22 protein-coding genes, 2 tRNA genes and 1 pseudogene are annotated in these 25287 nt (G+C 66.5%); 12 read left to right on the forward strand and 13 right to left on the reverse strand.

Features of this window, described 5'->3' with window-relative positions; genetic code table 11:
- Positions 1-27: 27 nt before the first annotated feature.
- A complete protein-coding gene (locus LAQ74_RS12000; RefSeq protein ID WP_224332777.1) occupies positions 28-702 on the reverse strand; it encodes a DUF7344 domain-containing protein in 675 nt (224 codons plus the stop codon).
- A gap of 54 nt (positions 703-756) precedes the next feature.
- Positions 757-2559, reverse strand: a complete 1803-nt coding sequence (locus tag LAQ74_RS12005) for a helix-turn-helix domain-containing protein (RefSeq protein ID WP_224332778.1) — start codon at positions 2557-2559, stop codon at positions 757-759.
- 178 nt (positions 2560-2737) lie between these two features.
- Here LAQ74_RS12005 and LAQ74_RS12010 point away from each other — a divergent pair, with 178 nt between their 5' ends.
- The 5 genes from LAQ74_RS12010 (at position 2738) to LAQ74_RS12030 (ending at position 6238) form a co-directional block, all read left to right on the forward strand.
- Complete coding sequence (locus tag LAQ74_RS12010; protein WP_224332779.1) at positions 2738-3142, forward strand: NUDIX hydrolase; 405 nt, start codon at positions 2738-2740, stop codon at positions 3140-3142.
- 140 nt (positions 3143-3282) lie between these two features.
- A complete protein-coding gene (locus LAQ74_RS12015) occupies positions 3283-3729 on the forward strand; it encodes a hypothetical protein (protein ID WP_224332780.1) in 447 nt (148 codons plus the stop codon).
- 10 nt (positions 3730-3739) lie between these two features.
- Complete coding sequence (locus tag LAQ74_RS12020; protein WP_224332781.1) at positions 3740-4432, forward strand: DUF7546 family protein; 693 nt, start codon at positions 3740-3742, stop codon at positions 4430-4432.
- A 112-nt stretch (positions 4433-4544) separates the two neighbouring features.
- Complete coding sequence (locus tag LAQ74_RS12025; protein WP_224332782.1) at positions 4545-5918, forward strand: hypothetical protein; 1374 nt, start codon at positions 4545-4547, stop codon at positions 5916-5918.
- A 2-nt stretch (positions 5919-5920) separates the two neighbouring features.
- Positions 5921-6238: a DUF7410 domain-containing protein gene (locus tag LAQ74_RS12030; RefSeq protein WP_224332783.1), complete on the forward strand. Its 318-nt coding sequence runs from the start codon at positions 5921-5923 to the stop codon at positions 6236-6238.
- 34 nt (positions 6239-6272) lie between these two features.
- Here LAQ74_RS12030 and LAQ74_RS12035 read toward each other — a convergent pair whose 3' ends face one another.
- The 6 genes from LAQ74_RS12035 to LAQ74_RS12060 form a co-directional block, all read right to left on the reverse strand.
- Positions 6273-6506 carry a hypothetical protein gene (locus LAQ74_RS12035; protein WP_224332784.1) on the reverse strand — a complete coding sequence of 78 codons (234 nt, stop codon included), beginning with the start codon at positions 6504-6506 and terminating at the stop codon, positions 6273-6275.
- 106 nt (positions 6507-6612) lie between these two features.
- On the reverse strand, positions 6613-6882 hold the full coding sequence (locus tag LAQ74_RS12040) for a hypothetical protein (protein WP_224332785.1): 270 nt from the start codon (positions 6880-6882) through the stop codon (positions 6613-6615).
- Positions 6883-6896: 14 nt separating this feature from the next.
- The gene (locus LAQ74_RS12045) at positions 6897-7157 is read right to left on the reverse strand and encodes a cytochrome C oxidase subunit IV family protein (RefSeq protein ID WP_224332786.1); all 261 of its coding nucleotides are present in this window, start codon (positions 7155-7157) and stop codon (positions 6897-6899) included.
- A gap of 11 nt (positions 7158-7168) precedes the next feature.
- Complete coding sequence (locus LAQ74_RS12050; RefSeq protein ID WP_224332787.1) at positions 7169-9838, reverse strand: cbb3-type cytochrome c oxidase subunit I; 2670 nt, start codon at positions 9836-9838, stop codon at positions 7169-7171.
- The gene (gene coxB, locus LAQ74_RS12055) at positions 9835-10548 is read right to left on the reverse strand and encodes a cytochrome c oxidase subunit II (protein WP_224332788.1); all 714 of its coding nucleotides are present in this window, start codon (positions 10546-10548) and stop codon (positions 9835-9837) included. Before coxB ends, LAQ74_RS12050 begins: the two co-directional genes overlap by 4 nt.
- Before the next feature lie 155 nt (positions 10549-10703).
- Positions 10704-11228 carry a DUF6789 family protein gene (locus LAQ74_RS12060; protein ID WP_224332789.1) on the reverse strand — a complete coding sequence of 175 codons (525 nt, stop codon included), beginning with the start codon at positions 11226-11228 and terminating at the stop codon, positions 10704-10706.
- 329 nt (positions 11229-11557) lie between these two features.
- Between LAQ74_RS12060 and mutL the strand changes: the two genes are divergently transcribed.
- From mutL to arcD, 5 genes are all read left to right on the forward strand, one after another.
- Positions 11558-13813, forward strand: coding sequence for a DNA mismatch repair endonuclease MutL (gene mutL, locus LAQ74_RS12065; protein WP_224337263.1), 2256 nt, complete (start codon positions 11558-11560; stop codon positions 13811-13813).
- Positions 13814-13895: 82 nt separating this feature from the next.
- Positions 13896-14855: a bifunctional 2-dehydro-3-deoxygluconokinase/2-dehydro-3-deoxygalactonokinase gene (gene kdgK1 / locus LAQ74_RS12070; RefSeq protein ID WP_224332790.1), complete on the forward strand. Its 960-nt coding sequence runs from the start codon at positions 13896-13898 to the stop codon at positions 14853-14855.
- A 133-nt stretch (positions 14856-14988) separates the two neighbouring features.
- Positions 14989-16203: a PGF-CTERM sorting domain-containing protein gene (locus tag LAQ74_RS12075; RefSeq protein WP_224332791.1), complete on the forward strand. Its 1215-nt coding sequence runs from the start codon at positions 14989-14991 to the stop codon at positions 16201-16203.
- A gap of 107 nt (positions 16204-16310) precedes the next feature.
- Complete coding sequence (locus LAQ74_RS12080) at positions 16311-17708, forward strand: dihydrolipoyl dehydrogenase family protein (RefSeq protein WP_224332792.1); 1398 nt, start codon at positions 16311-16313, stop codon at positions 17706-17708.
- A gap of 121 nt (positions 17709-17829) precedes the next feature.
- The gene (gene arcD / locus LAQ74_RS12085; RefSeq protein WP_224332793.1) at positions 17830-19308 is read left to right on the forward strand and encodes an arginine/ornithine antiporter ArcD; all 1479 of its coding nucleotides are present in this window, start codon (positions 17830-17832) and stop codon (positions 19306-19308) included.
- A 113-nt stretch (positions 19309-19421) separates the two neighbouring features.
- Here the strand turns inward: arcD and LAQ74_RS12090 are convergent, their stop codons facing one another.
- Positions 19422-20552 carry an ATP-binding protein gene (locus LAQ74_RS12090; protein WP_224332794.1) on the reverse strand — a complete coding sequence of 377 codons (1131 nt, stop codon included), beginning with the start codon at positions 20550-20552 and terminating at the stop codon, positions 19422-19424.
- 159 nt (positions 20553-20711) lie between these two features.
- On the opposite strand from LAQ74_RS12090, the gene LAQ74_RS12095 reads away from it, so the two are divergent.
- Entirely contained in the window at positions 20712-21323 is a 612-nt protein-coding gene (locus LAQ74_RS12095) for a DUF6663 family protein (protein WP_224332795.1), read from the forward strand.
- Positions 21324-21375: 52 nt separating this feature from the next.
- On the opposite strand, the gene LAQ74_RS12100 is transcribed toward LAQ74_RS12095, so the two are convergent.
- From LAQ74_RS12100 to LAQ74_RS12115, 4 genes and pseudogenes are all read right to left on the reverse strand, one after another.
- Positions 21376-22728 carry an FAD-dependent oxidoreductase gene (locus LAQ74_RS12100; RefSeq protein ID WP_224332796.1) on the reverse strand — a complete coding sequence of 451 codons (1353 nt, stop codon included), beginning with the start codon at positions 22726-22728 and terminating at the stop codon, positions 21376-21378.
- A 208-nt stretch (positions 22729-22936) separates the two neighbouring features.
- Positions 22937-23379: pseudogene (locus LAQ74_RS12105) on the reverse strand (arsenate-mycothiol transferase ArsC).
- 115 nt (positions 23380-23494) lie between these two features.
- Positions 23495-23569, reverse strand: a tRNA-Ile gene (locus LAQ74_RS12110).
- 110 nt (positions 23570-23679) lie between these two features.
- Positions 23680-23784, reverse strand: a tRNA-Asn gene (locus tag LAQ74_RS12115).
- Between the two features lie 144 nt (positions 23785-23928).
- On the opposite strand from LAQ74_RS12115, the gene cca reads away from it, so the two are divergent.
- Entirely contained in the window at positions 23929-25281 is a 1353-nt protein-coding gene (gene cca / locus LAQ74_RS12120; RefSeq protein WP_224332797.1) for a CCA tRNA nucleotidyltransferase, read from the forward strand.
- Positions 25282-25287 lie beyond the last annotated feature (6 nt).

The raw sequence follows: 25287 nt of genomic DNA on the forward strand, positions 1-25287 counted from the left end.
TCCAGCGCCGTGTTCCTCCGTCACGAGCTATTCGCTGGCGTGGCACGTCCACGCGTCGAGAAAGCGATTGCCGAGATAGACGACCACCCCGTCGTCGCGCTCCACCACGCCGGTGTCGACGAGGCGTGGGAGATGGGCGTGCCGCAGACCGACGGCCACCCGGGAGGCTACGTCGTCGGACGGTTCCGACATCTCCTCGGCGGCGAGCGCGTCGACCAGTTCATCCACCGTCGACCGTTCCCGCTCGCACAGGATCTCGACGAGCAGGCGACGGTGCGGACTGGCGAGCAGCGCGAGATTGGCGTCGATCTCGGTCGGGTCGAACGGTGTCTCGTCGCCGACGAGCCACCGAAACGCCGGGTCGTCGTACACCGGATGCGCGGCGGTGTCGACGCGCCCCACCGAGCGCTCCCACTCGACGAGCTTCGCAGCCTGCAACGCCGGAAGATGGGTGTGATGCACCGAAAGTCGCATCGACCGCAGACGTGCGTCTGAGACCTCGCTCGGAGAGCTGTCACGTCCGTGAGCGACGAGGAGTCGACAGAGCCTCGTTTCGGCGAGTGGCGTCGGGCGGTCGAGGAGCAGTTTGAGGATGGCCCGACGGCGTCGGTTGGCGAGCGTGCGAAACAACTGTTCCGGCGGTTGCCCCGCCGGTACCGAGAGCGTAATATCCGAGGCGGCGGTCTCGGACGAACTGGTCATCGTTTCCCTACTCGGCCCTCCGCCCCCTAAGGGGTGGGGCCGATTACGTGGCCCTCACGTCTCGCGAACCGTCGAGGTTCCCTCGAAGAACGCGGCGAGCAGCTTGGCTTCGGCGCGTCGGAGATGTTTGTGGAGCGTCGAAGGGTGGACCGAGAACCGGTCGGCGAGCTGTTCGCCGGTGGTGTTGCGCGGCCACTCGAAGTAGCCCGCGTAGAAGGCGAGTTCGAGCGTCTTTCGCTGTCGTTCCGTGAGCGCCTCCTCGTACGTCGTCCGCATCGCCCGTCGCCTGTCGTCGCGTCGGTGGACTCGTTCCTGACCGAGGAACTGGATATCCGGGGCCACCTCTCGGAGCGCCGAGATGAGTCGCCGCACGTTCGTCTCCTTCGACACCTCGACGACGACGACGGCCTCCCCGTCGTCGACGGTGACGGTCTCGACCCAGCCGCCGAAACTCGCCGCCAGCGTCGCGAGAGTCGGCGATTGCGTCCGGAGTTCGACCCAGCCGACGTCGTCGCTCTGATTCAGGATGCGGACGTCACACTCGATACTCCCCGCGAGTCGGTCACAGCAGGCGTCGAGCGTTTCGGCGGTCGTTCTCTCGACGGTGTAGTACTCGACGACCTCCGCGTCGAGCTGAATCGTCTGGTCGAGAGTGATCGGTCCGAGGTCCTCGATGCCGTCGAACGGCTCCGCGAGCGTCCGCGAGCGTAGTGTCACCTCCAGTAGTTCCTCGTCGACGAGCGCCCGTTCGCGCTCCAACGCGTTGACGGCGTGACCGACCGTCCGCCCGAGTTCGTCGAGAAGCGTTCGTTCGTCGCCGTCGAAAACGCTCGCCTGGTCCGAAACGACCGCGAGAATGCCGTAAACGGAGTCTCGATGGACGAGCGGAACCACCGCCAGCGAGCGGAACCCTCGTTCGGCGAGTATCTCTCTCCAGACCGACGACGGACCGTGCGCCATCTCGCCGAGTACCTGCGTCTCTCGTGTCTCGATGGCGTCCGTCGCCAACGTTCCCTCGAACTCCGTCTCGGTTCCGCGTTCGACGAAGGCCTCCAGCGCACCCCTGTCGTCGCCGGCGACCGCTTTCGGTTCGAAGTGGCTCAGCGCGGGGACGTACTCGCCGACGCCCGCGCACTGGTACTGGTCGGTGGCGACGAGTTGCCGACAGACGGATTCCTCGACCGCAGCACGGCTTCCGGCCCGCGAAATCGCTCGGTCGACGCCTCGGATGACCGTGTTGAGCCGATCGAGTCGACGGAGCTCGTCGCGCTGTTCGCTCAGTTCGCGCTCGTAATCCTCGCGGTCGGTCACGTCACGGAGTATCGAGAGGTGACGGCCGGGGACGATGTCGGGCGTCGCCGCGAACTCGACGAGGCGCCGTTCGCCGTCGTCGCGGACCAGCGGAAAGATGCCGCGATCGGTGTTCGAGGCCTGAAACGAGCGCCACGCGCGGTCGAAGTCGTAGTCGACGGGGACGAACTCCCGGACCGTTCGCCCGAGTAGCTCCGACCGCGAGAGACCGAACAGGTCGCACGCGGCGGGGTTGGCGTCGACGTACGTCGCGTCGTCGTCGGCGAGCACCACCGCGTCGAGAGCCTCCTCGAAGACGGCTCGGAACAGTCGGCCGTCGGAGACCGCGACCGAACGCCACCAGATGCGTCCGCGCGAGCCGACTTTCTTCGTTCGTAGCTCCCCACGAGCGACGAGTTTCTTCAGGCGTTTGTGGACAGCGCGCCGCGAACAGTCGAGTTCGGCCGTGATTTCCGTCGTCGTGAGCGGTTCGTCCCGGTGCGTCGGCCGGTCGAATATTTCGAGCGTCTCTGCGTAGATATCCCGTGAGGGATTTCCCGACGACATGCCCCGGTTAGCCCGTCGGTGTATAAATCGGTTCCGTCGACGGAACCGACAGGTCTCGTTCCGTGGAGAGCTCTGCCACGCGGACTGTCGTCTTGTGCCGGACGCATCGTCATACCCGACAGTCGACTGGAGGGATGGCGAAAGTACAAGAGAGGTAAGCACACTTACACAGGGAGAGATGACCGAAGAACCACTGCGGGCGACGGTGAGCCTGCGCGGCGTGTTGTTCGGCCCCGACAGCGAGGTGCTCGTGGTCCGCCGAGCGAGCGACGGCGGGTGGGAACTCCCCGGTGGTCGCCTCGGCGCGGGTGAGCCGGTCGTTCGCGGGTTGCGACGAGAGGTCGAGGAGGAGACCAGTCTGAACCCCGACGTCGAGGAGCCCGTCCACACGTTCGCGTGGCTCAACGACGCGGGGCGCGGCCGCTTCGCCGTCTACTACTACTGTACCATCGACGGCAAGTCGGTGTCCTTGAGCGCCGAACACACCGACTACGACTGGGTGGCCGTAGAGACGGCCAAAGAGCGACTGAGCGAGACGCAGACCGAGGCGGTCGTCTGCGCGTGGGAGATCCACGAGCAGTAAGCGACGCTGACCGCCTCCGCTTGACGCTGTAGCGACAGCGACGAAACCGTTCGCCACGGAACAACCATTCGCCGACTTCGTTCCGAAGGAACACTTTTAGCCGACAACGAAGTATCGACGAAATAGAGAGGAATGTTCACATGGCACAATCACCCGTCCTCCTCAGCGTGCTGTTCGGGATACTGCTCGTCGCGACCGTCGGGTACATCTCCAGACACGAGTGGCGACAGTACGCGGTAGCCGGGGGCGAAAACGTCTCCCGAAGGGACGGACGGTCGCTCGCGTCGCGGACGGTCAACAGTCCCGCAGCCTGGAGCGTCGCGTTCGTGCTGGCGGTGGTCGCCGTCGGCGGGGCGACGGTGGTCTTCGTCAGCGGCACCGCCGTGCCGGGGTGGGCCACCCGGACCGCCGGCGCGGTCCTCGCGGCGGGATTCGTCCTCGGTCTCGCGCTGTATCTGTTCTACGGGAGCTTCGTCTCCGCGCGCGGACGCGGACTGAACCGTGCACAGGCGGCAGCAGTCGGGTCGTGGGCGCTCGGGCTGCTACTCATCGCCGCCGTCGTGCTCAAACTACTGGGCCTCGTCTGAGGGTCGACCGATGAGATACCGGACATCCACGCTCGTCGGCCCCGCTCGCCGCCTTCCGGTCGAACTGCGCTGGTTGCTCGCACTCGTCGCGTTCGAGACGGCGGCGCTCGTCGGCTACTTCGGGTTCACGGACGCGACGGTGACGAGCCCCCGGTACGTGCTCTACCCGTTCGTCTGGATAAACGTCGGCGTCGTCGCCGTGCTCCGGACGACGCCGCCCGACGCGACCCGCCGAGCGCGGGTCGTCGCCGCGACGCTCTCGACGCTGTACTTTCTGCTACTGGCCGCACTCGCCGGGTTGGTGAGTCTCGAACTCGGCGCGCACACGCACGCTCACGTCCACGGCTTGCAGGTCACGATGGCCGCACCCGGGTGGGGGCCGCGCGTCGGGTACGCGGGGTCGCTCGTCACGGTCAACTTCGTCCCGTACCGCGTTCTCGGCTACCTCGCGTTGTCGTATCTCGTCTACGTGACGCTCCTCGACGCCGCCGTGGCGGTGCTGTCGGGCGTCCTCGGCGTCGTCACCTGCGTCGGCTGCAGCCTCCCCATCGCTGGCTCGCTCGCCGCGGGAGCCGTCGGCGGGACCGGCGTCGTCGCGCTCGCGACGCTCTCGGTCGACATCTCGACGATCGTCTTCGTCGGGGCGGTAGCGCTTCTGACAGTTCGGCCGCGGTTCCGAGGTCCGGCGAAGCTTCGGCCGTGACCTCGGGGCGGACGGCCGCCGCGGACGAGTCGCGGAACACAGACAGACGAAACACGGACAGACGAAATACTGACAGACGATGAACGCCCGAACGGACCCTCTCGACGCTCGCATGTCCGTCCGCCTCGTCGCCGGCACCGCTGGCGTCGTCGCCGGCGTGGTCGCGACGTGTTCACGAACGGCTCTCGCGCACGCGGGATCGCTCAGCGGGTCGCTCCGACCGGTTTCGGTCCCCCTCTGGCTGGTCCTCGTCTCCGGTGGTGGCGTCGTCGGCGTCTCCTTTCTTCTCACCAGTCTCGTGACCGACCACGAGGCGATTCGGTCGCTCAACGCACGTCGTGTCGCCATCCCGTCGGTTGCGGATACCCGAACCCTCGTCCGGTCGATCCTCCGCTGGCTGGCGGTGGCGGCGCTCTTCGGTGTCGTCTCGGTCGGCTTCCTCGGCCCCACCGAACCGCTTCGAAACCTCGCGGTGCTCGTCGTCTGGGTCGGCTGGTGGGCGGGGTACACGATGTCGACGTATCTCCTCGCGGACACGTGGCCCGTCGTCAACCCGTGGCGGACGGCGGCGGAGGCGCTCCCGGTGGAGAGCCGTCCGCTTCCGGCCCGCTTCGGTGGCTGGGTGAGCGTCCTCGGGCTACTGCTACTCGTCTGGCTCGAAGTCGTCAGCCCCGTGTCGGAGAATCCCCGTTGGCTCGCAGTCGTCGTCGTCTGTTACTCGACCGTGACCGTCGCCGGAGCGGCCGTCTACGGCGACCCGTGGTTCGACCGCGTCGACCCCGTCGCCCGCGTCTTCCGCCTCTACGGACGACTGGCACCGGTGCAGCGGACCGGCGACGGATACGCGCTCTCGTTTCCGGGGGCGGCGCTCGCGCGACGGCCGACCCCCATGGACGAAGCCGACGTGGCGTTCGTCGTCGCGCTGCTGTGGGTGACCACCTACGACGGTCTCGTCTCGACGGTGCCGTGGAACGGCGTCGTACGGGCAGCGGGTCGCGTCGGCGTCCCGCCGCTTCTCACCCATCTCGTCACCGTGTTCGTCGGCTTCGCGGTTCTCTTCGGCGCGTACCGTCTGGCCGCCAGCCTCGCCCGTCGAACTGCCGATACGTACGTCACTTCGGGATTCATCGCCGGGTGGTTCGTCCCCTCGTTACTCCCCATCGCCGCAGGCTACCACCTCGCGCACTTCCTCGGATTCTTCCTCGGTCTCGCACCGGCGCTCGTCGTCGTCGCACTCGATCCGCTCGCGCCGCCGTACGCGCTGCCGACGCTGGCGCTTCCGGGGGGGTTCGGAACGCTCCAGCTCGCGTTCGTCGTCGCGGGACACCTGCTCGCCGTCTGGGTGGCGCACGCGCGCTCCTTCGAGCTGTTTCCGGGACGACTGCAGCCGATTCGGAGCCAGTACCCGCTGGTCGTGCTCGCCATCTGCTACACGGTGAGCAGTCTCTGGATCGTCGCCCAACCGTTCGCCGCCCCCATCAGATGACCATGTCCGAACCACTCGTCCCCGAGACGTTCGTCCCACCGGGAGAGAAACCGGTAGCGGTCTGTCCGTACTGCGAGCGACCGTTCAAAACCGAGCGCCGCTGTACGCTCCACGTCGGCGAAGTTCATCCGGACAGCGACGGAGCACACGTCAGCGCGACGAGTCGGGACGACCCGATACTGCGAGAGAGGTACGAAGCCGCCTCGGAGGCCGAAGCCGAGGAGCTGTTTCTCTTCCACCTGAAGGTGTTCGTCGCGCTCGGGGCCGTCTACGCGGCGTTCATCGTCCTCGCCATCGTCGCGTTCAGCCTCGCGGGGTAGTCCGCCGTAGCGGTGGCTATCGTGGCGTAGCCTGTCACCGCGGCGTCGACTCCTGCGCGGAGTGTCCCTCTTCCGCGGCCTCGTCCGGCGCGGGATGCATCGCCACCGCCGCGGTGAGGACGCCGACGCCGACGAGCACGACGACCCCGCCCCCGACGACGACCGCGTCGGCGGCGCCGAGCGCTTCGCCGACGAGGAGGATAGCCAAGCCGACGACGACGCCGAGTACCGAGACGGCGTACGGAAGCGGAGTTTCTGCGAGACCCATGTTCGTTGATACCACAGAGAGGCACTTCAACCGTCGGTTCGTGTTCCGGAGCGTCGCCGTAGCCACGCCGGAACGCCGCCACAGTTACTCCGGAGCGTCGCCGTCGTTACTCCGGGGCACCGCCGTAGCTGACGACGAGGACGAACAGGAAAACGCCGACGGCCGCGACGACGCCCGGAAGCGCGACGCCCGGTGCGAGTAAGCCCTCACCTGTCGCCCGCGAGACGCCCGCAGCGACGCCGATTCCGACGGGAATCGAGAACAGGAGCGCGTAGCCGACCGTCGTTCGGGTGACCCCGTCGGGCTTGGAGGGAGCAGACTCCGACTCGGTGGCGGGCGAATCGGACGACGACGACGTTTTCGTCGGCTGGTTCACGTCGACCTTCCCCCTCAGAGAATCGAGTACGACGCCGCCAGCGTCAAAGCGAGCGCCGCGAGCAACCCGGTGGCGACGAGGTAGGTGAGCGAGCGCGGTTCGAACCGTAGATGCTGGAAGTACGCCGCGACGAGGACGGCCTTCATCGCCGAGAGCGCCAGGATGACGCCGAAGGCGGTCCAGTACGCCAACCCCGCGAACTCCACGAGTACCTGGATCGTCGCCGAGACGAACAACACCACGTAAATCGCCGTGTACAGTTTTGTGGATACCATTCTCTGTCACCTCACAGGATGTAGAACAGCGGGAAGAGGAACAGCCAGACGATGTCGACGAAGTGCCAGTAGAGGCCAAAGTACTCGACCGTCCGGCTGTCGTCGAGGTACGCCCCTCGCCACGCGCGAGCGACGAGGAACAGCGTGATTAGCAGCCCCACGACGACGTGCGCCGCGTGGAGTCCGGTCGTGAGGAAGAACGTCGACGACCGCACGTTCGTCGAGAGCCACAACCCCTCGTGGAACAGGTGTTGCCACTCGATTCCCTTGTTGACGAGGAAGCCGACGCCGAGGAGGAAGGTGGCGACGAGACACGCGACGACGCCCCCACGACTCCGTTTCTCGGCGGCGACGAGCGCGAGCACGACCGTGAAACTGCTCGTCAACAGGATGTAGGTGTTCAGCAGGCCGGGGATGGGGTCGGTCGGAACCGGTTCCCACCCGGTCCAGCCGAAGGCGACGCGCGTGAAGACGTACGCGCCGACGACGCCGCCGAACAGCACCACGTCGGAGGCGAGAAACACCCACATCCCGACTTTGCCGTTCTCGATACCGGCGAACGGCCACGCCTCGCCGAACCCGCCTGCCGGCGCGTCGAACGGTTCGAGCGCCCAGAACAGCAGCGACCCGAACGTGGCCGCGCCGCCGACCGCCGCGGCGGAGAGATAGACGGTCGCCATCGTACCGTCGCCGAACGACCCGCCCCGGAGGCCTGAGAGGCCGAAAAAGAGCACGAACATCCCGGCGCTCAGCGCCAGCGGCCAGATGCTCGCGTGGCTGGCGTGTCCGTCGTGCGCGCCGTGTTCGCTGTACGACGCCGCCGGTGGGGTCGACGTCGCCGGCGACCCCACCGCCGTGCCACCGTCTTCGACGGCGGCGTCGACGGCTGCGGCTGTTCCGCCGCCGTCGGTCTCCGCGGCCAACTCCGGCGCGTCGCGCCGGAACGAGAGTGCTCCGTCGCGGTAGGTTGGGACGCCGGGGAAGTTCTCCAGCGGCGGCGGCGACGGGACGGTCCACTCGGCGGTCGTCGAGTAGGCCCACGGGTTGTCCTCCGCGGAGTCGCCCGCGAACGCGCTCTTGGTCAAGTTGTAGAACATGACGACGAACGACGCCGCGAGGACGAACCCGCCGATTGTGGCGAGTTTGTGCCACGGGGCGAGGCCGGGCGCGTAGTCGAACACTCGTCTGGGAGTCTGCCACGCGACGAACATGGGGAAGTAGAGCAGATTGAAGCCGACGAAGTAGAGGCCGAAGTGGAGTTTCCCCAGGAACTCGTCGTACATCCGGCCCGTCATCTTCGGGAACCAGTAGTAGAGGCCGCCCACGAGCGCGGTGATACCGCCGACCATCACGTAGTGGAAGTGCGCGACGACCCAGTAGGTGCCGCGGAACTCGTAGTCGAGGACGACCGCACCGAGGAAGACGCCGGTGATGCCGCCGATGATGAAAAGCAAGAGCGCCCCGAAGTTGAAGAGAAACGGCGTCGTGAACCGGATTCGGCCCTTTATCATCGTGTAGATGAGCGCGAACACCATCAGGTCGAACGGGAGCGAGATGCCGATGGTCGTCACCATGAACAGCGTCTTGATCTGGAGGTTGATGGAGGTGAGAAACATGTGGTGCATCCAGACGACGAAGCTCTGGAGCGCGACGAGAATCATCGCCGCGATGAACCACTTCCGCCCGACGATTCGGCGACCCGTGAACGTCTGGAACGTCTCGGCCATCACGCCCAGCGCGGGGAAGAAGACGATGTACACCTCGGGGTGGCCGAAGAACCAGAACAGGTGCGTCCAGAGCAGCGACCCGCCCGGCGTCTCCAGCGCGAAGTAGGTCGTGCCGAGCAGGCGGTCAGACGAGAGGATGAGCAGCGCCGCGAGCAGGGCGGCGAAGGCGAACAGCATCATCCACACCGTCAGGAGGATGGTCCACGTAAACAGCGGCAGGCGACGGAGCGTCAACCCCTCTGCGCGCATCCGATGTATCGTCGTGATGAAGTTGACGGAGGAGACGGTGACCGAGGTGACGAACAGCACCAGCGCGAGGACGGCCGCACTCGCTCCCACGTCCGGCATGAACGTCGGCACGTTCAGGGGGGCGTACATCGTCCACCCGCCCGCGAACGTTCCACCCTGGAAGAACGAGACGGCGAAGAGGAGCCCCGACGCGAGGTAGAGCCAGTAGCTGAGCGCGTTGAGTCGCGGAAACGCGAGGTCTTTCGCACCGATCTGTAGCGGGACGACGTAGTTGGCGAAGCCGAACGCGAACGGCGATAGGAACCAGAACACCATCAACAGACCGTGCGCCGACACCGCCTGATTGTACGCGACGGGGTCGAGAATCGTCTCACCGACGGCGCGCGGTGCCCACAACTGCACGCGCAGGAGTAGCGCGAGCGTCCCGCCGAGAAGCAGGAAAAAGAGCGAAGTCACGACGTAGAGGATGCCGACGTCTTTGTGGTTGGTCGTGATCAGCCACCGCCGTATCTCGCCGGTGGACGGAAACGCGTGTTCTTCGGAGTGGTGTTCTTCGGGTTCGTACTCGTCGCCCACGAGAGAGCGGTCCCGGTGTGCCGTGCCGCCGTCGGCGCGGCCGCCGTCAGTCAGTCGCTTATCGGCGGTTTTGCCGTCGATCGCGCCCTCGTCTTCGTCTGTTGGTGTCGAAGCTCGTCGCTCGCTCATGATGAACTCGAACTGTTACTGGTGTTGGCGTACCACGCCCGGTACTCGTCGGGTTCCATGACGACGATTTCTGCCGTCATGTACGAGTGACCCGAACCGCAGAGTTCGTAGCACTGGGCCGTGTAGTTCCCAGTCTCGTTCGCGACGAACCACGTATCCGTCCGTTGGCCGGGTATCGCGTCGGTCTTCACCTTTAGCTCCGGGACGCCGAAGTTGTGGAACACGTCCGCGGACGTGGCGCGCAAGCGGACCGGTTCACCCGCCGGAACGCGGAGGACCCCGTCGGTCGTGTGACCGTTCTCGTACGTGAACTCCCACCCGAACTGGTAGCCTTCGACCTGAACCTCCAGCGACTCCTCGGCCGAGGGGCCCTCCTCGACGAACAGCAGCGTTCCGTACGTCCACGAGATGAGCGAGATGACGATGACGACGCTCAGCGTGAACGACGTGACGAGTTTCCGTCCGCCGCCTCCGCCGACCGGCAGTTCACCGAGTTTCGGCGGGTCGAAGCCGTCGTCGGACCGGCCCTCACCGTCGCGGTACACGTAGGCGGTGTAAAGCATGTAGGCGATGACGACGACGCCGACGAGCGTGCCGAGAATCAAGAAGACGAGAAAGATTCGCTGAAACACGAACGTTCGCGTCCCGCGTGGAATCAACTCCGACTGCAAAACGAGCGCCGAGAGGACGGGCCACAACCCCGTGTACATTGGTACCACTCAACCAAGTGTAACGAGACTAGCTGTCCTATTTACCGTTTTGTGAGGTGAACGAGACAGTCAGACGAGGAGAGGAATGCGCGCGGGAAACGTCGGGAACGTCGGAAGTGTCGAATTCGACGAAGGTGAAGGCGTGAAATTGGCTCTCAGACGTCGTGCTGTGGAATACCGATGGTCCGGTCGAGCACCGAACCGAGCGTCACGCCGTAAACCCAGTGCGCAAGAAGCGAGAAGAGGAGGTAGAGGACGACGGTCACGGCTCCCCCGGAGGGCCAAAACGCCGGGACGAACCCGAACCAGAATATCGTCGCCAAGGACGCGCCGCGGACTGCCCTCGGGCGCTCTGGTGGCAGAAACGCCCCGACGACGAGAAACACGAGCGGTAGCACGACGGTCCCCCCGAGACCGAACAGGACGATACCGAGCGTCAGCGTCGGTTCGACGCCGAAGAATCCGGCGAGACCGGCGAACCGCGTCACGGGTTCGGTCTCGAAGAGGCCGAACACCGCCGGGACACCGACGAGTACCGGTAACATCAACACCGTCCCGAGCAGTCCGCCGGCCATCGCGACGACGACAACGCGAATCGTAATTGGAATCGCTGCCTCACCGACGACCGCCTCGTCGACGGTCGTGCTCTCTGACTCGCTTACGCCTCCGTTCGTCGCCATACTAGATACTACTCGACGGACAATGTTAAATGGTACCATTTACCAATACACCCGTGTCTCTCGGGTGGTGACGTACACTACTGTGCGCAGACGCCGGCTGTCGCTCTGGCGCAGACATCGGTTGTGCTTCGCCGGCCGCACTCGCGCCCGCGAGAGGAATAGTGGGGCTGACGTCCACGTGGGGCTGCCGCTTCGCCGCAGCGACCCGCGCGTTCAAGTGGGTTGCTCTCGGTAGCTCCGTCCATGAATCTGCCGACCGGCCCGAACCAACGCAGACCCGAGGTGACTGTCCCGTGAGCGACGGTCCGAACACCGACACCGAGAGCGAGGTGGGCAGCGACACAGACGCGGACGAAGCCCAGATTCGCGCGCTCGACGACGCGACGATTCGGCAAATCGCGGCGGGCGAAGTGGTCGAACGCCCGGCCTCCGTAGTGAAGGAACTCGTCGAGAACAGCCTCGACGCCGACGCCTCGCGCGTCTCCGTCGCCGTCGACAACGGCGGGAGAGACGGTATCCGCGTCCGCGACGACGGCGAGGGGATGACCGAACCGAACCTCGAACGCGCCGTCGAGAAACACACGACGAGCAAGATACGCGACATCTCTGACCTCGACGCCGGCGTCGGGACGCTCGGCTTCCGGGGCGAGGCGCTGCACACGATCGGCGCGGTGTCGCGGCTCACCGTCCGGTCGAAACCGCGCGAGGGCGGTACTGACGGCGCTCCGAGCGGCGCTGGAGCCGAACTCACCGTCGAGGGCGGCGAGACGGGCGAGACGCGGCCCGCAGGTTGTCCGGCCGGGACGACCGTCGAAGTCGCCGACCTCTTCTTCAACACGCCCGCCCGCAAGAAGTTCCTCAAGACCGACCCCACCGAGTTCGACCACGTCAACACCGTCGTCACGCAGTACGCGCTCGCGAACCCCGACGTCGCAGTCTCGCTCGAACACAACGGGAGGGAGGTGTTCGCCACCGAGGGCAACGGCGACCTATCCTCCGCAGTACTGGCCGTCTACGGCCGCGAGGTGGCCGAGGCGATGGTCCGCGTCGAGTACGACGCCGGGGGACCCGGCCCCGTCGAGTCGGTGTCGGGCGTCGTCAGCCACCCCGAGACGACCCGCGCCGGGCGCGAGTACCTCTCGACGTTCGTCAACGACCGCTACGTCACCGCCGCGACGCTCCGTGAAGCCGTACTCGACGCCTACGGCGGCCAACTCGCTCCCGACCGCTACCCCTTCGCCGTCCTGTTCGTCGACGTCGAACCCGACGCCGTCGACGTGAACGTTCATCCGAGGAAGATGGAGGTCCGGTTCGACGACGAGTCGAGCGCCAAGCGCGCCGTCACCGACGCCGTCGAGGACGCGCTGTTGGACCACGGCCTGATTCGGTCGTCCGCGCCGCGCGGCCTCTCCGCGCCCGACGAGGCGGAAGTTCGGCCCGGTGAGAGAGACGAAGCGGAGGTCGTCGGCGGCGCGGGGACGACCCACGAATCGGCGAGTGACGTCGCCGGACGGACGAGTCGCGTCGATAGGCGAGCGACGCGGGTTGGCGACGAGGAAGCGAGTGTGGCCCCCGAAACGAACGAGCGCGCGAATCCGTCCGACAGCGGGTCGTCGCGGCCGCCTCGAAACGCCGACTCGTCGTCCGAGGACGGAGCCTCGGAGACGGCGACGACGAACGCCCGCTCGGCACGGCCGTCACGGGCCGAGCAGGAGACGAGCGCGTCCGAGGCGGACAGCGACACGGCGGAGACACCGTCCGACGCGGTGCGACCGATCGTCGTCGATTCGACGCCCGAGACCGCCCGAAACGCCGAACGCGAACAGTCGTCGTTCGCGTCGACCGGTTCGGAGACGGAAGCGAGCGCCGAGAACGACGCAGACCGGCGACTGTCGGGCGTCACCGCGCCGACGACGCAGCGGACGCTCACCGGCGACGACGCGACGCCGGAGACGGTGTTCGAGAGTCTGCCGCGGATGCGCGTCCTCGGCCAGTTGCACGAGACGTACGTCGTCGCGGAGACGCCTGCCGGTCTGGTGCTCATCGACCAGCACGCCGCCGACGAGCGCGTCAACTACGAGCGCCTGCAGAACGAACTCGCCGGCGACACGCCGACACAGGCGCTCGCGGACCCCGTCGAGTTGGAGTTGACCGCGCGTGAGGCAGCGCTGTTCGAGGAGTACGCCGACGCGCTGGCGCAGGTCGGCTTCCACGCCGGACGTAGCGGCGAGCGTCGCGTCGAAGTCCGGACGGTTCCCGCCGTCTTCGACGCGACACTCGAACCGGAGTTGCTCCGCGACGTGGTGAGCGCGTTCGTCGCCGAAGAAGACGACGGCGGCGAGCGGACCGTCGACGCCGTCGCCGACTCGCTGCTGGCGGATTTGGCGTGCTACCCCTCGATTACGGGCAACACGTCGCTGACCGAGGGGTCGGTCGTCGAACTGCTGGAGGCGCTGGACGCCTGCGACAACCCGTACGCTTGCCCGCACGGTCGACCCGTCGTCATCGCGTTCGACCGCGACGACATCGAAGCCCGATTCGAGCGCGATTACCCGGGGCACGCCGGGCGGCGCGCCGAGGAGTAGCGTCGCTGGAGGGGAGTCCACGACCGGGGCATATCCGCCGGAACTCCCCGAACTTATGTGACCCTCGCAAGAACGGGGGAGCATGACCGACCTCGTGACGTTCGGCGAGACGATGCTTCGCCTCTCGCCGTCGCAGGGAGAGCGACTGGAGACGACCGACGAACTGGACCTTCGCATCGGCGGCGCGGAGAGCAACGTCGCCGCCGCGGTCTCCCGTCTCGGATTCGACTCCGTGTGGCTCTCGAAACTGCCGGACTCGCCGCTGGGTCGGCGCGTCACCGTCGAACTGCAGAGCCACGGCGTCGAGACGCCCGTCGCGTGGAGCGACGCCGACGCGACGCGGATGGGCACCTACTACATCGAACACGGCGGCGCGCCGCGCGGAACGAACGTCATCTACGACCGCGCCGACGCCGCCGTCACCACCGTCTCGGCCGACGAACTCCCGACCGAGCGCATCCGCGAGAGCGAAGCGTTCTACACCAGCGGCATCACCCCGGCGCTGTCGGACGCCGCGGCGGAGGCGACGGCGACGCTTCTGGCGACGGCGAACGACGCCGGAACGACGACGGTGTTCGACCTGAACTACCGCTCGAAGCTCTGGAACCACGAGGAGGCGGCCGAGGGGTACCGCGCGCTGTTCGACGCCGTGGACGTACTCGTCGCCGCCGAACGCGACACCCGCGAGGTGCTCGGCCGAGACGGCAGCCCCGAGGATCTCGTCTTCGGACTCGTCGACGACTACGACTTCGAGACGGTCATCCTCACCCGCGGCGAGGAGGGCGCGCTCGCGCTCCACGACGGCGAGACGTACGAGCAACCGGTGTTCGAGGCGGAGACCGTCGACGCCGTCGGTACGGGCGACGCCTTCGTCGGCGGCTTCCTCGCGGCGCGACTCGACGGCGAGAACGTGGCGACCGGACTGGAGTACGCGGCGGCGACGGCGGCGCTGAAGCGGACCATCGACGGCGACATCGCCGTCGTTACGCGCGCGGAAGTCGACGCCGTCGTCGGCGAAGACGATGCGAGTATCTCGCGGTAGAGCGGTCGTCGGGAGCGACCGACTCGCGTGCGATCGAAAATCGGGACTCGTCGGTCGTCCTGACAGATAGTCATAGGCGAAATTGTACGTGGCCGAAAGATACATTCCGGAGCCGCTAGTCACGGGTGGTGTGATGAGACGCGTAGCGGCAGTAGTGGCGGTACTGGTCGTACTATCGACCGCAGCACCGGCTGTCAGCGGACAGTCCGGCGGCGCCGAGAGCGACGCCTACGCCGGGGCGAACGTCTCGTTCGAGACGAACGGGTCGGCCATCGCCGACTACGCCGTCGGCGGCGACACGGTGCTGGAGTCGGTCGTGGTGCAGTCACAGAGCGAGGCCAAGCGCGACGTCGGCGTCGGCGCCGACACGTCGCTGTCGACGGTCTCGTCGGTCGACTGGAGCGCGCTGTCGATGGAGTCGAAGACGGAAACCAGCGCCAGCGTCGAAGCCGAAAGCGGCGCGAGCCTCGACGCGCACGACAACGAACACGGCATCCTCGTCGTCGACGCGGGCGAGGAGGAGGGGCAGTTCGTCCACGCGAACGTGAGTGACGACGCCGACGCCGACGCCGAGGGCGACCGGGTCGTCGTGACGACGGCGAACGGGACGACCGGCGCGTTCGTCGTCGTCGGCGACGGCGAAGTGACCGTCACCGAGGACGGTAACGTCGGGGCCCAACTCGGCGCGGACGACAAGTTGGTGTTCCGTTCGTACGAGGGCGAACGCTCCGAGGACGACAGGGAGCAGGAGCGACTCGTCTCCGAAGGGACGGCCGCCGCCGAGGTGCACGTGATGCAGCGAGACGGCGAGACGGTGAGCGACGTCGTCTCGTACGCCGACGGCACGACCGTCGAGACGGCCGAACAGAGCGAGAACGCCGTCCGAATGACCGTCGACCGAAGCAGCGATGAGGGGACGGTGCTGCTCACGAGCGTCTCCGAGACCGCCGAAAACGTCTCGGTGACCGTCGACGGCGAGGCGGCCGCGGAGGCCTCCTCGTACGGCGAACTCGAGAGTGCCGCCAACGGCGGTGACAGCTCCGCCTACATGGTGTCGGAGGGGAGCGCCGACGCGAGCGCCGACGTACTCGTCGCGGTGAATCACTTCTCCGAGCGGGAGATCGCAGTCGACGGTAGCGACGAGGGGACGACCGACGACGGTAGCGGCGAGGAGACGACCGACGGCGATAGCAGCGGCGAGGAGACGACCGACGGGGAATCGACCGACAACGAGACGGGCGACGACGGCGACGCCACGACTTCGTCGACGGAGATGCCCGGCTTCGGCGTCGGTGCGGGACTGCTCGCCGTCGTACTGAGCGCGTTCGCGCTCGTTCGACGGGCGTAAAACGGAGGACGGGCGAAGAGACGGAGGTGCGTCGTCGGCCGACGACGTCGTTCGTCGGCGCCTACGACCGCCGTAACCGCTAATTCGGTGGCGTGGGATAGTTCGGTATGCACGTCGCCATCCTCGGTGCCTACGGGAGCGCGGGCGTCGCTGCCGCCGAACGCCTCGCCGACGCGGACGAAGTCGACCGCCTGACGCTTCTCGACGGCGGCGACCCGGGAGGCGGACTCTGTATCCTCCGCGGCTGTATGCCCTCGAAGGAGGTGCTGTCGGCGGCCGAACATCGCTACCACGCCCGCCACGACGAACGCCTCGTCGGCGAACCACCGGAACTCGACCTCGACCGAGTGGTCTCGGCGAAAGACGCGCACATCCACAACTTCGCCGAGCACCGCCGGAACGCCGTCCACGCGCTGGCGACCCACGACGGCGTCGAGTTCGTCGGCGAGAACGCTCGCTTCGCCGGCGCGCGGACACTCGCCGTCGGCGACCGGGAACTGACGCCCGACTACGTCGTCGTCGCCACCGGGTCGACGGTGAACGTCCCCGACACGCCCGGACTCGACGAGGTGCCGTACTCGACGAGCGCCGACGTACTCGACGCCACCGAGTTCGGCGACTCGGGTGTCGTGATGGGGTTCGGCTACGTCGGCGTCGAACTCGCCGCGTACCTCTCGGAAGCAGGTGTGGACCTCACCGTCGTCGAGCACGACGACAGACCGCTCGACGAAGCCGACCCGGAGTTCGGCGACGACCTGCTGGCGCTCTACCGCGAGGAGTTCGGCATCGACGTGCGGACGAACGTGAGCGAACAGCGCGTCGAGCGGACCGACGAGGGCGGCGTTCGGCTGTATCTCACCGGCGGGAGCGACGAGGAACTCGTCGAAGCCGACCAGTTGTTTCTCTTTACGGGACGGCGACCCAACGTCGACGGGCTGAATCTGGAAGCGGCGGGACTGCAGGCCGAGAAAGGGTGGGTCGACGAGACGATGCAGGCGCGAGACGACGACCGGCTGTTCGTCGTCGGCGACGTGAACGGACACGAACCCATCCTCCACGTCGCCAAGGAACAGGGCTTTCTCGCCGCCGACAACGTACTGGCGCACGCGGCCGGTGAGGAACTCGAACCGTACGAGAACGTCCACCACCACGTCATCTTCTCGGGGGCGGCGGTGTACCCGTACGTCCGCGTCGGACACTCCGAGCGGTCGGCCGACGATGCAGGGTTGAACTACGTCAGCGTCTCGCGGGAGGCCAGCGACGACGGCGTGTTCAAGACGAAGTACGCGACGCGGGGACGGGCGAAACTCGTCGTTGACGCCGACGAGGGCACAGTATTGGGTTACCAGGGCTTACACTACCACGCCGACGTGATGGCGAAGACGATGCAGGTCGTCGTCGAACGCGGGATGCGCGTCGACGAGATCCCGGACCGCGCGTACCACCCGACGACGCCCGAGATAATCGACGGCCTACTCCGGGCGGCGAAGTCGGAACTCCGCTGAATCCCTCGTTGACGGCGAAATCCCTTGCTTGGGACTCTGTATCACGTGTTCTCGAAGTTACAATAATTGGGGCGCATGAATAGCCAAATACAAATGCGCCAGCCGCATATGGGGCGAGTACATGGCATCACTGTCGTTCGAACCACTGGCGTACGACGACATACCCGATGACGAGCGCCCCTCGCTCGGACAGGCGCTCGTCCCGGTCGTCGGCATGCTGTTGTTTCTGAGCGTAGGTGCGATCTGGCTCGAACTGGACGCGCACGTGCCGCTTCTGTGGGGTATCGTCCTGACCGGTCTCGTCGGCCGGTTCTGGTACGGTCTCTCCTGGCAGCGGATGTACGAGGGAATCGTCGACGGACTCCGCATGGGCATGCAGGCGATTCTCATCCTGTTTATCATCTACATGCTCATCGCGACGTGGACCGACGCCGGGACGATCCCGGGGCTCATCTACTACGGACTCGAACTGCTGTCGCCGGACATCTTCCTGCCCGTGACGGCGCTTCTTGCGACGGGCGTCGCCTTCGCCGTCGGTTCGTCGTGGACGACGGCCGGTACGCTCGGGGTGGCGTTCATCGGCATCGGCTCCGGGCTCGGCGTCCCGGAAGCGATGACCGCGGGTGCGGTGCTCACCGGGTCGTACACCGGGGACAAGATCTCGCCGCTGTCGGACACGACGAACCTCGCGTCGGCGGTGACGAACACCGACCTCTACACCCACATCCGGACGATGCGTGTCGGGACGGGCATCGCACTACTCATCTCACTCGTCCTCTACAGCTATCTCGGCCTCTCGGCGACGGGGTCGATTCCCGCCGGGCGCGTCGGCGAGATTCAAAGCGCCATCGTCGGCGCGTACTCGGTGAACCCCGTCGTCTTCCTCCCGCTCGTGGTGACGTTCGGCCTCGCGCTGTACGGATTCCCGGCGCTCCCGTCGCTGACGGCGGGCGTCTTTGCCGGGGCGTTCACGAGCATGGTCGCGCAGGGTCGACTGAGCGTCGAGGGGTTCATCCACGTCTGGGACGTCGCCCAGAACGGCACCGCGCCGGAGACGAACGTCGACCTCGTCAACAGTCTGCTGGAGACGGGCGGCCTCATCGGCTCGTCGTGGACTATCACCATCGTCGTCGCGGCGCTGGCGCTCGGCGGACTGCTGGAGCGAACGGGCGTCCTTGCGGTTCTCGCGTATCACCTCAGCAACGGTCTTCACAGCGTCGCTGGCATCACCGCCGGGACAGCCGTCTCCGCGTTCGGAATGAACGTCCTCGCCGCCGAGCAGTACATGAGTATCGTCGTCCCCGGTATGAGCCTCCGCGGCATCTACGAGGAGAAGGGTCTCGACAGCCGCAACCTCTCGCGCGCCGTCGAGGCCGCCGGAACGACGACGAGCGCGCTCATCCCGTGGAACGCGGGCGGCGTCTATATGGCGGGCGTTCTCGGGGTGCCGACGCTCGAATACGCGCCGTACTACTTCCTCGGCCTCATCTCGCCGCTCGTGCTCCTGTTCATGGGCGTCACCGGCTGGCGCATCACCTATCAGGGCGAGGAGACGACCGCCGGAATTCGAGGCGCGGTCGAATCCATCGGCGACGACTGAATTCGGCCGACGGCGACCGAGTGCGACCGGCGACGATTGAACTTGGCCGACGACGACCGAGCGCGGCCGACGACGAGTGACGAAATCGACGACGCCCGTCGATGCCGCCGCCGTTACCGGCGGACGAGCCTCGACGTGTCGGCCCCGGTCTCGTCGGCGGCGTCGGCGTCGAGGACCGGGAGCGAGACGCGAACCCGCGTTCCGCGCGGCGTCCGCTCTTCGAGGTCGACGGTGCCGTCGGAGTCGTCGACGATCCAGTTGACCAGCCAGAGGCCGATGCCGCTGGCGTGGGTGAGTTGCGTCTCCTGTCCCGACTGGAACACCGACAGTTCGTCGTGCGGAATCCCCGGCCCGTCGTCGGCGACGCAGAAGTCGATTCGGTCGTCCTCGTGCAGTTCGAGCGAGACCCGGACGCGGGGCCGCGCGTTCGGATTGTGGACGATCGCGTTCTCCAGCAGGTTGTTCACCGCGACGCCGAGGAGTTGGTTGGCTCGGACGGATCCCGTCTTCCCGTAATCAGTCTCGACGAGCGCGTCGGGATACTCGTCGCGAACCGTCCTCACCTCCCGGTCGACGAGCGCGCGGAGGTCGACGACCGTCTGCTCGGCGTCCGAGAGCAGATGCTCGATGCGTCGAGCGTTGTCGCCGAGCGACGCGAGGTCCAACGCCGTCTGCTCGATTATCTCGGCGTGCGCTTCGACGTCACCGTCGGCCTCGGTCAGGAGGTCGGCGTAGCCGAGGATGACGTTCGAGCGGTTCCGGACGTCGTGCCGGAGGACGCGGTTGAGCACGCGCAGTCGTTGGTTGAGCCGCGTCGTCCGCTCGCGTTCGGCGGCCAGACGGTGCTCGGTGGTCCGTCGCTGCACGTCGTACACCCCGACCAGGAACCCGACGAGCGCGCCGCTTGTCATCCCGCCGACGAAGACGATGCTCCAGTTGCTCAGGACGACCCCCTCCGAAAGCTGATAGAGCAGCATCAGCGCGACGATGGCGCAGGTGATTGCCGCGCCCGCCGAGCACCAGAACCCGACTGTCGCCACGTTCGAGTCGTCGAACTCCTGGCGGGTGAGCCAGACGCCGCACAGAAAGAGGATGAGCGCGACGCAGAAGGGGATGAACGCCCCGAAGATAAACGTCGGGACCGACCTCGAACTCCGGACACCGTGAAGGGCGTATACTGCCGCAGTCACGACTGCGAACCCGAAGACAGAGAGGTACCCCAGAACGCGTCCGGCAGATTTCATAGACGGAGAGACACGATACATAAGTCAGAAGATCAAACTATAATAAGTTTTGTTATCAGGGTGGGAGGTCGAAACGACGAGACGACACGAGCGGCGGCGGCCAGCAGCGAGGAGCGGCGACATCGTCCGCCTTATGCCGACGACGACGAAAGCCCGAGTATGGAACTGACGACGCGCGGTCGCTACCGGGTGCTCGGCCGACCGCGCGACCCCGACGAACTGCTCTTGGTCGAACTCGACGAGGAGTCGTTCGACCCGACGTACGTTCGGACCGACGGGTACGAAGACCGTCTCGGCGACGAGGTAGCGGCACTACGCCCCGGGTACGTTGTTGAGGCGACGCTGGCGTGGGACGACGACGGAACGCCCGCGTTCGACGCGCTCACCGTCGAACGTCAGAGTCGGGTCGAGTTCGTCGACGATGTCACAGGACTGTTCGAAGCCGCGCGGGAGACGTGGAACGAGGCGGTCGCCGCCGGCGACGGGATGAACTCCCGTGTGACGCGCGACACCGACGGCCGGGCGAACGGTGCCCTCTACGTGTTCGCCGAGCAACCGGGGGCACGCGATCTGTTCGACGAGTTCCGAAGCGGCGTGCTCCCGCTGGAACCACTCGTCGAGCGCGTGAACGAGGAGCGAGGCGACGACGACCCGCGCGAGGTGTTCGTGATGCGTCCGGTCGACGGGCAGTTCGTCGTCGTCTACATAGTCTTCGAGAAGGGAGGAATGTTGGCGAACACGGTCCGAGAGACGTACGACTGTCCTCGATAACGGGCAACGCTGCTCCAGTAGACGAGAGCCAAGCGGTGAAAGGGTGCGGCCGTTACGTCTCGACTGTCTCTGCTCGCGGGAAGTGGTCTATCGTCTCCGCGCGGAACCGTTCCTCGTCGAACTCGTGGTCGTCGCCGAGGAACTCGACGACCCGCTTCGCGTCGTTCATCGCGTTCTTCAGGCAGGTCGACGCGCCGGGCGACGGCGTGATGTTGAAGATGATGTCGTCGCCGAGTATCGTCGCTTCGCCCATGTCGAGCGCCTTCGCGTCGGTGTCGACGATCTGCGGTCGCACGCCGCCGTAACCCTTCGCGCGGTCGATATCGTCGAGTTCGACGGTGGGGACGACCTTCTGGACGTTCGGAAGGAACGCTCGCTTGCCGACCTCGGGAACGTCGTAGACGAGGTTCCGGAGGACGTACGGGAGCAGGATTCGGTCCGAGAGGACGTTGGCGTAACTCAGGAACGAGTCGAGGCTCAGGCCGAACACGTCGAAGAAGTCGCCGACCGTCGAGATACGGCCGCGTTCGAGCGCCGGGACGACTTTCGCGGTCGGACCGAACCGCGTGATCGAGTCGTCGTGGACGTCGGCGTCGCCGTGGACCGCCGCGAACGGCAGTTTCCTCATCTGGAGCGTGTACACTTTCCCGTTCAGCAGGTCGTCAGCGAGGAAGAAACTCCCCGCGACGGGCAAAAGCGACAGGTTCTCGCCGTACCCCATCTCCTTGGCGATCTGGAGGCTGTGCGACCCCGCGGCGACTACGGCGACGTCGGAGCGGAACCGGCCCTCGTCGGTCTCGATGCTGAAGCCGTTGCCTCGGTCGACGAGGTTCGTCACCTTCGTCCCGGTGTACACGTCGACGCCCGGTTGCCCCTCGGCCTCCTGTACGAACGACTCCGACGTCTCGCCGTAGTCGACGACGTAGCCGTCGGGGGTCTGCAGCGCCAGTAGCCGCTCGTCGGGGTCTCTCCCCTCGACCACCTTCGGTTCGAGTTCCTCGATTTCGTCGCGGCCGATGGCCTCGAGTTTCGGGAACAGGTCGCCGAACCCCTCGTCCTCGTGTCGCGTCCGCAGTTCCCGGACTTCCTCGTCGCCGACCGCGAGCACCATCTTGCTCCGCTTACTGTGCATCTCGCGGTCGGGGTCGACGTTCTCGAGATACCCCGCCAGTAACTCCGCGCCCTCCTTGACCTCCTCGGCCTTTTCGAGGGTGTAGTTCGTCTCGATGTCGCCGAAGTGAAGCGTCTGAGAGTTGTTCGTGTGATGGGAGTTTATCGCCGCGATTTCGTCTTCCTTCTCGAACAGCGCGACGTTCTCGATGTCGGTGAAGTTCGACACCGCGTAGAGCAACGACGCCCCGCTGATTCCCCCGCCGATGATGACCAAATCATAGTTCTCAGGCATAGTTTGCTGTGGTAGTCGATTCCGGTTCAGTGGTCTCTCCCGGCGGTTAATTCACTTTTCATACGAGTATCTCTCGCCGTCGTGACGTATCGATGCGCGTTGTCGGATAGACGGTGCGGAGAACCCGTGTGCCGCGCCTCGACGTCCGAATGGGAGCGCAGGTCGCGTCCGCCAGAGGTCACCCCGTAACCCGACTCGTTTCGGATCGCTATCGCACTACCTCGTCGGATTCGACCTCCCACTCGTCGAACAGCGCGACGACGTTCCGTTCGATTTCGTCGCGGATTCGACGCACTTCGTCGAGGTCGCGCCCGTGCGGGTCGCCGAGGGCCCAGTCGCGCACGTCGACACCCGACGACGCGTCGAGTTCGAGCGTCGAACAGCCCATCGTCGCGACAACGTCGCAGGACTCCAGTTCGTCGGCGGATACCTCCCTCGGTGTCGCTTCGAGAGGTCGATGTCGAGTTCGCGCATCGCTTCGACGACCTCGTCGTGGACGCGGTCGGCGGGCCGGGTGCCGCCGGTGACGCCGGTGACGATGTCCACTTCGTCGACGAGTCCCCGGCGCTCGCGCTCGGCGAAGGCGGTCGCCATCTGACTCCGTCCGGCGTTCTGGACGCAGACGAAGCCGAGTCGCGCGTTTTCTCTCATGGGACGACGTCGGTCGGTCAGTCCCTTGACGGTTCCTCTGAGAACTATATAGCGCTCCGAACCGCCGACTGGGCGTGGTCCGTGCGCTCGCGGACGTGAGAACCGAAATCCGGGATGGGCCCTGCCGGATTTGAACCAACGACCACTCGGTTATGAGCCGAGCGCTCTAACCAGACTGAGCTAAGGGCCCTCGTTCGTCGTACTATCGGGCTTCCCTTTAGCGTTATCTATCGACACTATGTCCCAGTAACCGTGTTCGGAGGGACACCACTCGTCGAAGCGACGTTCGAGAGAAAACGACGCCGTCGCCAGGACTCGAACCTGGGACCACCTCGTGACTGCGGTAAACAGTCGGGGACTACTCACCTTAACAGCGAGGTGCTCTACCAACTGAGCTACGACGGCTTGCTGCACCTCTTCGTATTCGGGTTGATTTGATAGGGCTTTCGTTTTCCCCCGACCCCGTCTATCGGTCGCACACCATTCAAGCCGCCGAGAGACCGCCCGCGCACCGACACGTTTTCGCCGCGACCGGCCGAAGCCGGGACAATGACCGACCTCGACAGCGTCGTCGCGGCCGTCCGCGAGCGCATCGACCCCGACGCCGACGAACGCGCCGCCCTCGCGGCGGCCGTCGACGCCCTCCGCGAGCGTGTCGAGGCCACCGTCTCCGACCTCCCCGTCGAGGCCGACGCCGTTCAGGTCGGTAGCACCGCCCGCGGGACGTGGCTCTCCGGCGACCGCGACATCGACCTGTTCGTCCGCTTCCCGCCGGCGCTCCCGCGCGAGGAGCTCGAACGCTACGGACTGGAAATCGGCCGCGCCGTCCTTCCGGGCGGTCACGAGGAGTACGCCGAACACCCGTACGTCAAGGGCGACTTCGAGGGGTTCGACGTGGACCTAGTCCCCTGTTACGACGTGCCCGAGGCGACCGACATCCAGTCGGCAGTCGACCGGACGCCCTTCCACAACGCCTACCTCGACGCCAAACTGGACGACGACCTTCGAGCCGACGTTCGCGTGTTCAAACGCTTCCTCAAAGGCATCGGTGCGTACGGCAGCGACCTCCGCACGAAGGGGTTCTCCGGCTACCTCTCGGAACTCCTGATTCTGGAACACGGCGGCTTCGAACCGCTGCTTCGCGCCGCCGCCGACTGGCACCCGCCCGTCGAGTTCGACCCCGAAGATCACGGCCGGGCGACGTTCGACGACCCGCTCGTCGTCATCGACCCGACCGACCCGGAGCGAAATGTCGCCGCCGTGCTCTCGGCGGCGAACGTCGCCCGCCTGCAGCACTACGCCCGCGAGTTGCTCGCCGAACCGCGCGAAGCGTTGTTCTTCCCGCCGGACGAGCAGTCGTACTCGCGGGTCGACGTCCGCGAGCAGCTCTCGCGGCGCGGGACCCACCCCGTCGCCGTCGTCTTCGACGCGCCCGAAATCGTCGAAGACCAACTCTACCCGCAGTTAGAGAAGTCGCTGTCGGGCGTCGTCTCCGAACTCGACCGCCGCGGCTTCGCCCCGCTGCGGGCGACGGCGATGGCGGACGGCCGCGCGGTGCTGTTCGTCGAGTGCTCGGTCGCCGAACGCTCGGCGTTTGCGCGTCACGACGGCCCGCCGGTCGCCGTGCGACAGCACGCGACCGGTTTCTTCGAGAAGTACCAGGGAGCCGACGACGTGTACGGCCCCTTCATTGACGGTGACCGGTACGTCGTCGAGCGCGAGCGCGCGTTCACGACGCCCGAGGCGCTCCTGTCGAGCGACGCGCTGTTCGACGTGGCGCTGGGCGCGCAGGTGGGGTCGGTACTGGGAGAACGGTACGAGGTGCTCGTCGGCGACGACGTGGCGACGCTGGCCGACGAGTTCGGCGACGAACTCCGCGCTCACTTCGAACCGCGGCCGTAGCGACGC

Origin of the sequence: Haloprofundus halobius, from assembly GCF_020097835.1 — an archaeon.
Classification (GTDB): Archaea; Halobacteriota; Halobacteria; order Halobacteriales; family Haloferacaceae; genus Haloprofundus; species Haloprofundus halobius.

Bases quoted from the DNA above. Each gene is read 5' to 3' on its own strand.
- kdgK1 (WP_224332790.1), top strand. From the start codon at position 13,896: ATGACCGACCTCGTGACGTTCGGCGAGACGATGCTTCGCCTCTCGCCG.
- LAQ74_RS12090 (WP_224332794.1), bottom strand. From the start codon at position 20,552: ATGAAATCTGCCGGACGCGTTCTGGGGTACCTCTCTGTCTTCGGGTTC.
- LAQ74_RS12015 (WP_224332780.1), top strand. From the start codon at position 3,283: ATGGCACAATCACCCGTCCTCCTCAGCGTGCTGTTCGGGATACTGCTC.
- LAQ74_RS12020 (WP_224332781.1), top strand. From the start codon at position 3,740: ATGAGATACCGGACATCCACGCTCGTCGGCCCCGCTCGCCGCCTTCCG.
- cca (WP_224332797.1), top strand. From the start codon at position 23,929: ATGACCGACCTCGACAGCGTCGTCGCGGCCGTCCGCGAGCGCATCGAC.
- LAQ74_RS12100 (WP_224332796.1), bottom strand. From the start codon at position 22,728: ATGCCTGAGAACTATGATTTGGTCATCATCGGCGGGGGAATCAGCGGG.
- LAQ74_RS12060 (WP_224332789.1), bottom strand. From the start codon at position 11,228: ATGGCGACGAACGGAGGCGTAAGCGAGTCAGAGAGCACGACCGTCGAC.
- LAQ74_RS12050 (WP_224332787.1), bottom strand. From the start codon at position 9,838: ATGAGCGAGCGACGAGCTTCGACACCAACAGACGAAGACGAGGGCGCG.
- coxB (WP_224332788.1), bottom strand. From the start codon at position 10,548: ATGTACACGGGGTTGTGGCCCGTCCTCTCGGCGCTCGTTTTGCAGTCG.
- LAQ74_RS12005 (WP_224332778.1), bottom strand. From the start codon at position 2,559: ATGTCGTCGGGAAATCCCTCACGGGATATCTACGCAGAGACGCTCGAA.
- LAQ74_RS12000 (WP_224332777.1), bottom strand. From the start codon at position 702: ATGACCAGTTCGTCCGAGACCGCCGCCTCGGATATTACGCTCTCGGTA.
- LAQ74_RS12030 (WP_224332783.1), top strand. From the start codon at position 5,921: ATGTCCGAACCACTCGTCCCCGAGACGTTCGTCCCACCGGGAGAGAAA.
- LAQ74_RS12095 (WP_224332795.1), top strand. From the start codon at position 20,712: ATGGAACTGACGACGCGCGGTCGCTACCGGGTGCTCGGCCGACCGCGC.
- LAQ74_RS12010 (WP_224332779.1), top strand. From the start codon at position 2,738: ATGACCGAAGAACCACTGCGGGCGACGGTGAGCCTGCGCGGCGTGTTG.
- LAQ74_RS12035 (WP_224332784.1), bottom strand. From the start codon at position 6,506: ATGGGTCTCGCAGAAACTCCGCTTCCGTACGCCGTCTCGGTACTCGGC.
- LAQ74_RS12080 (WP_224332792.1), top strand. From the start codon at position 16,311: ATGCACGTCGCCATCCTCGGTGCCTACGGGAGCGCGGGCGTCGCTGCC.
- LAQ74_RS12025 (WP_224332782.1), top strand. From the start codon at position 4,545: ATGTCCGTCCGCCTCGTCGCCGGCACCGCTGGCGTCGTCGCCGGCGTG.
- LAQ74_RS12045 (WP_224332786.1), bottom strand. From the start codon at position 7,157: ATGGTATCCACAAAACTGTACACGGCGATTTACGTGGTGTTGTTCGTC.
- LAQ74_RS12075 (WP_224332791.1), top strand. From the start codon at position 14,989: ATGAGACGCGTAGCGGCAGTAGTGGCGGTACTGGTCGTACTATCGACC.
- arcD (WP_224332793.1), top strand. From the start codon at position 17,830: ATGGCATCACTGTCGTTCGAACCACTGGCGTACGACGACATACCCGAT.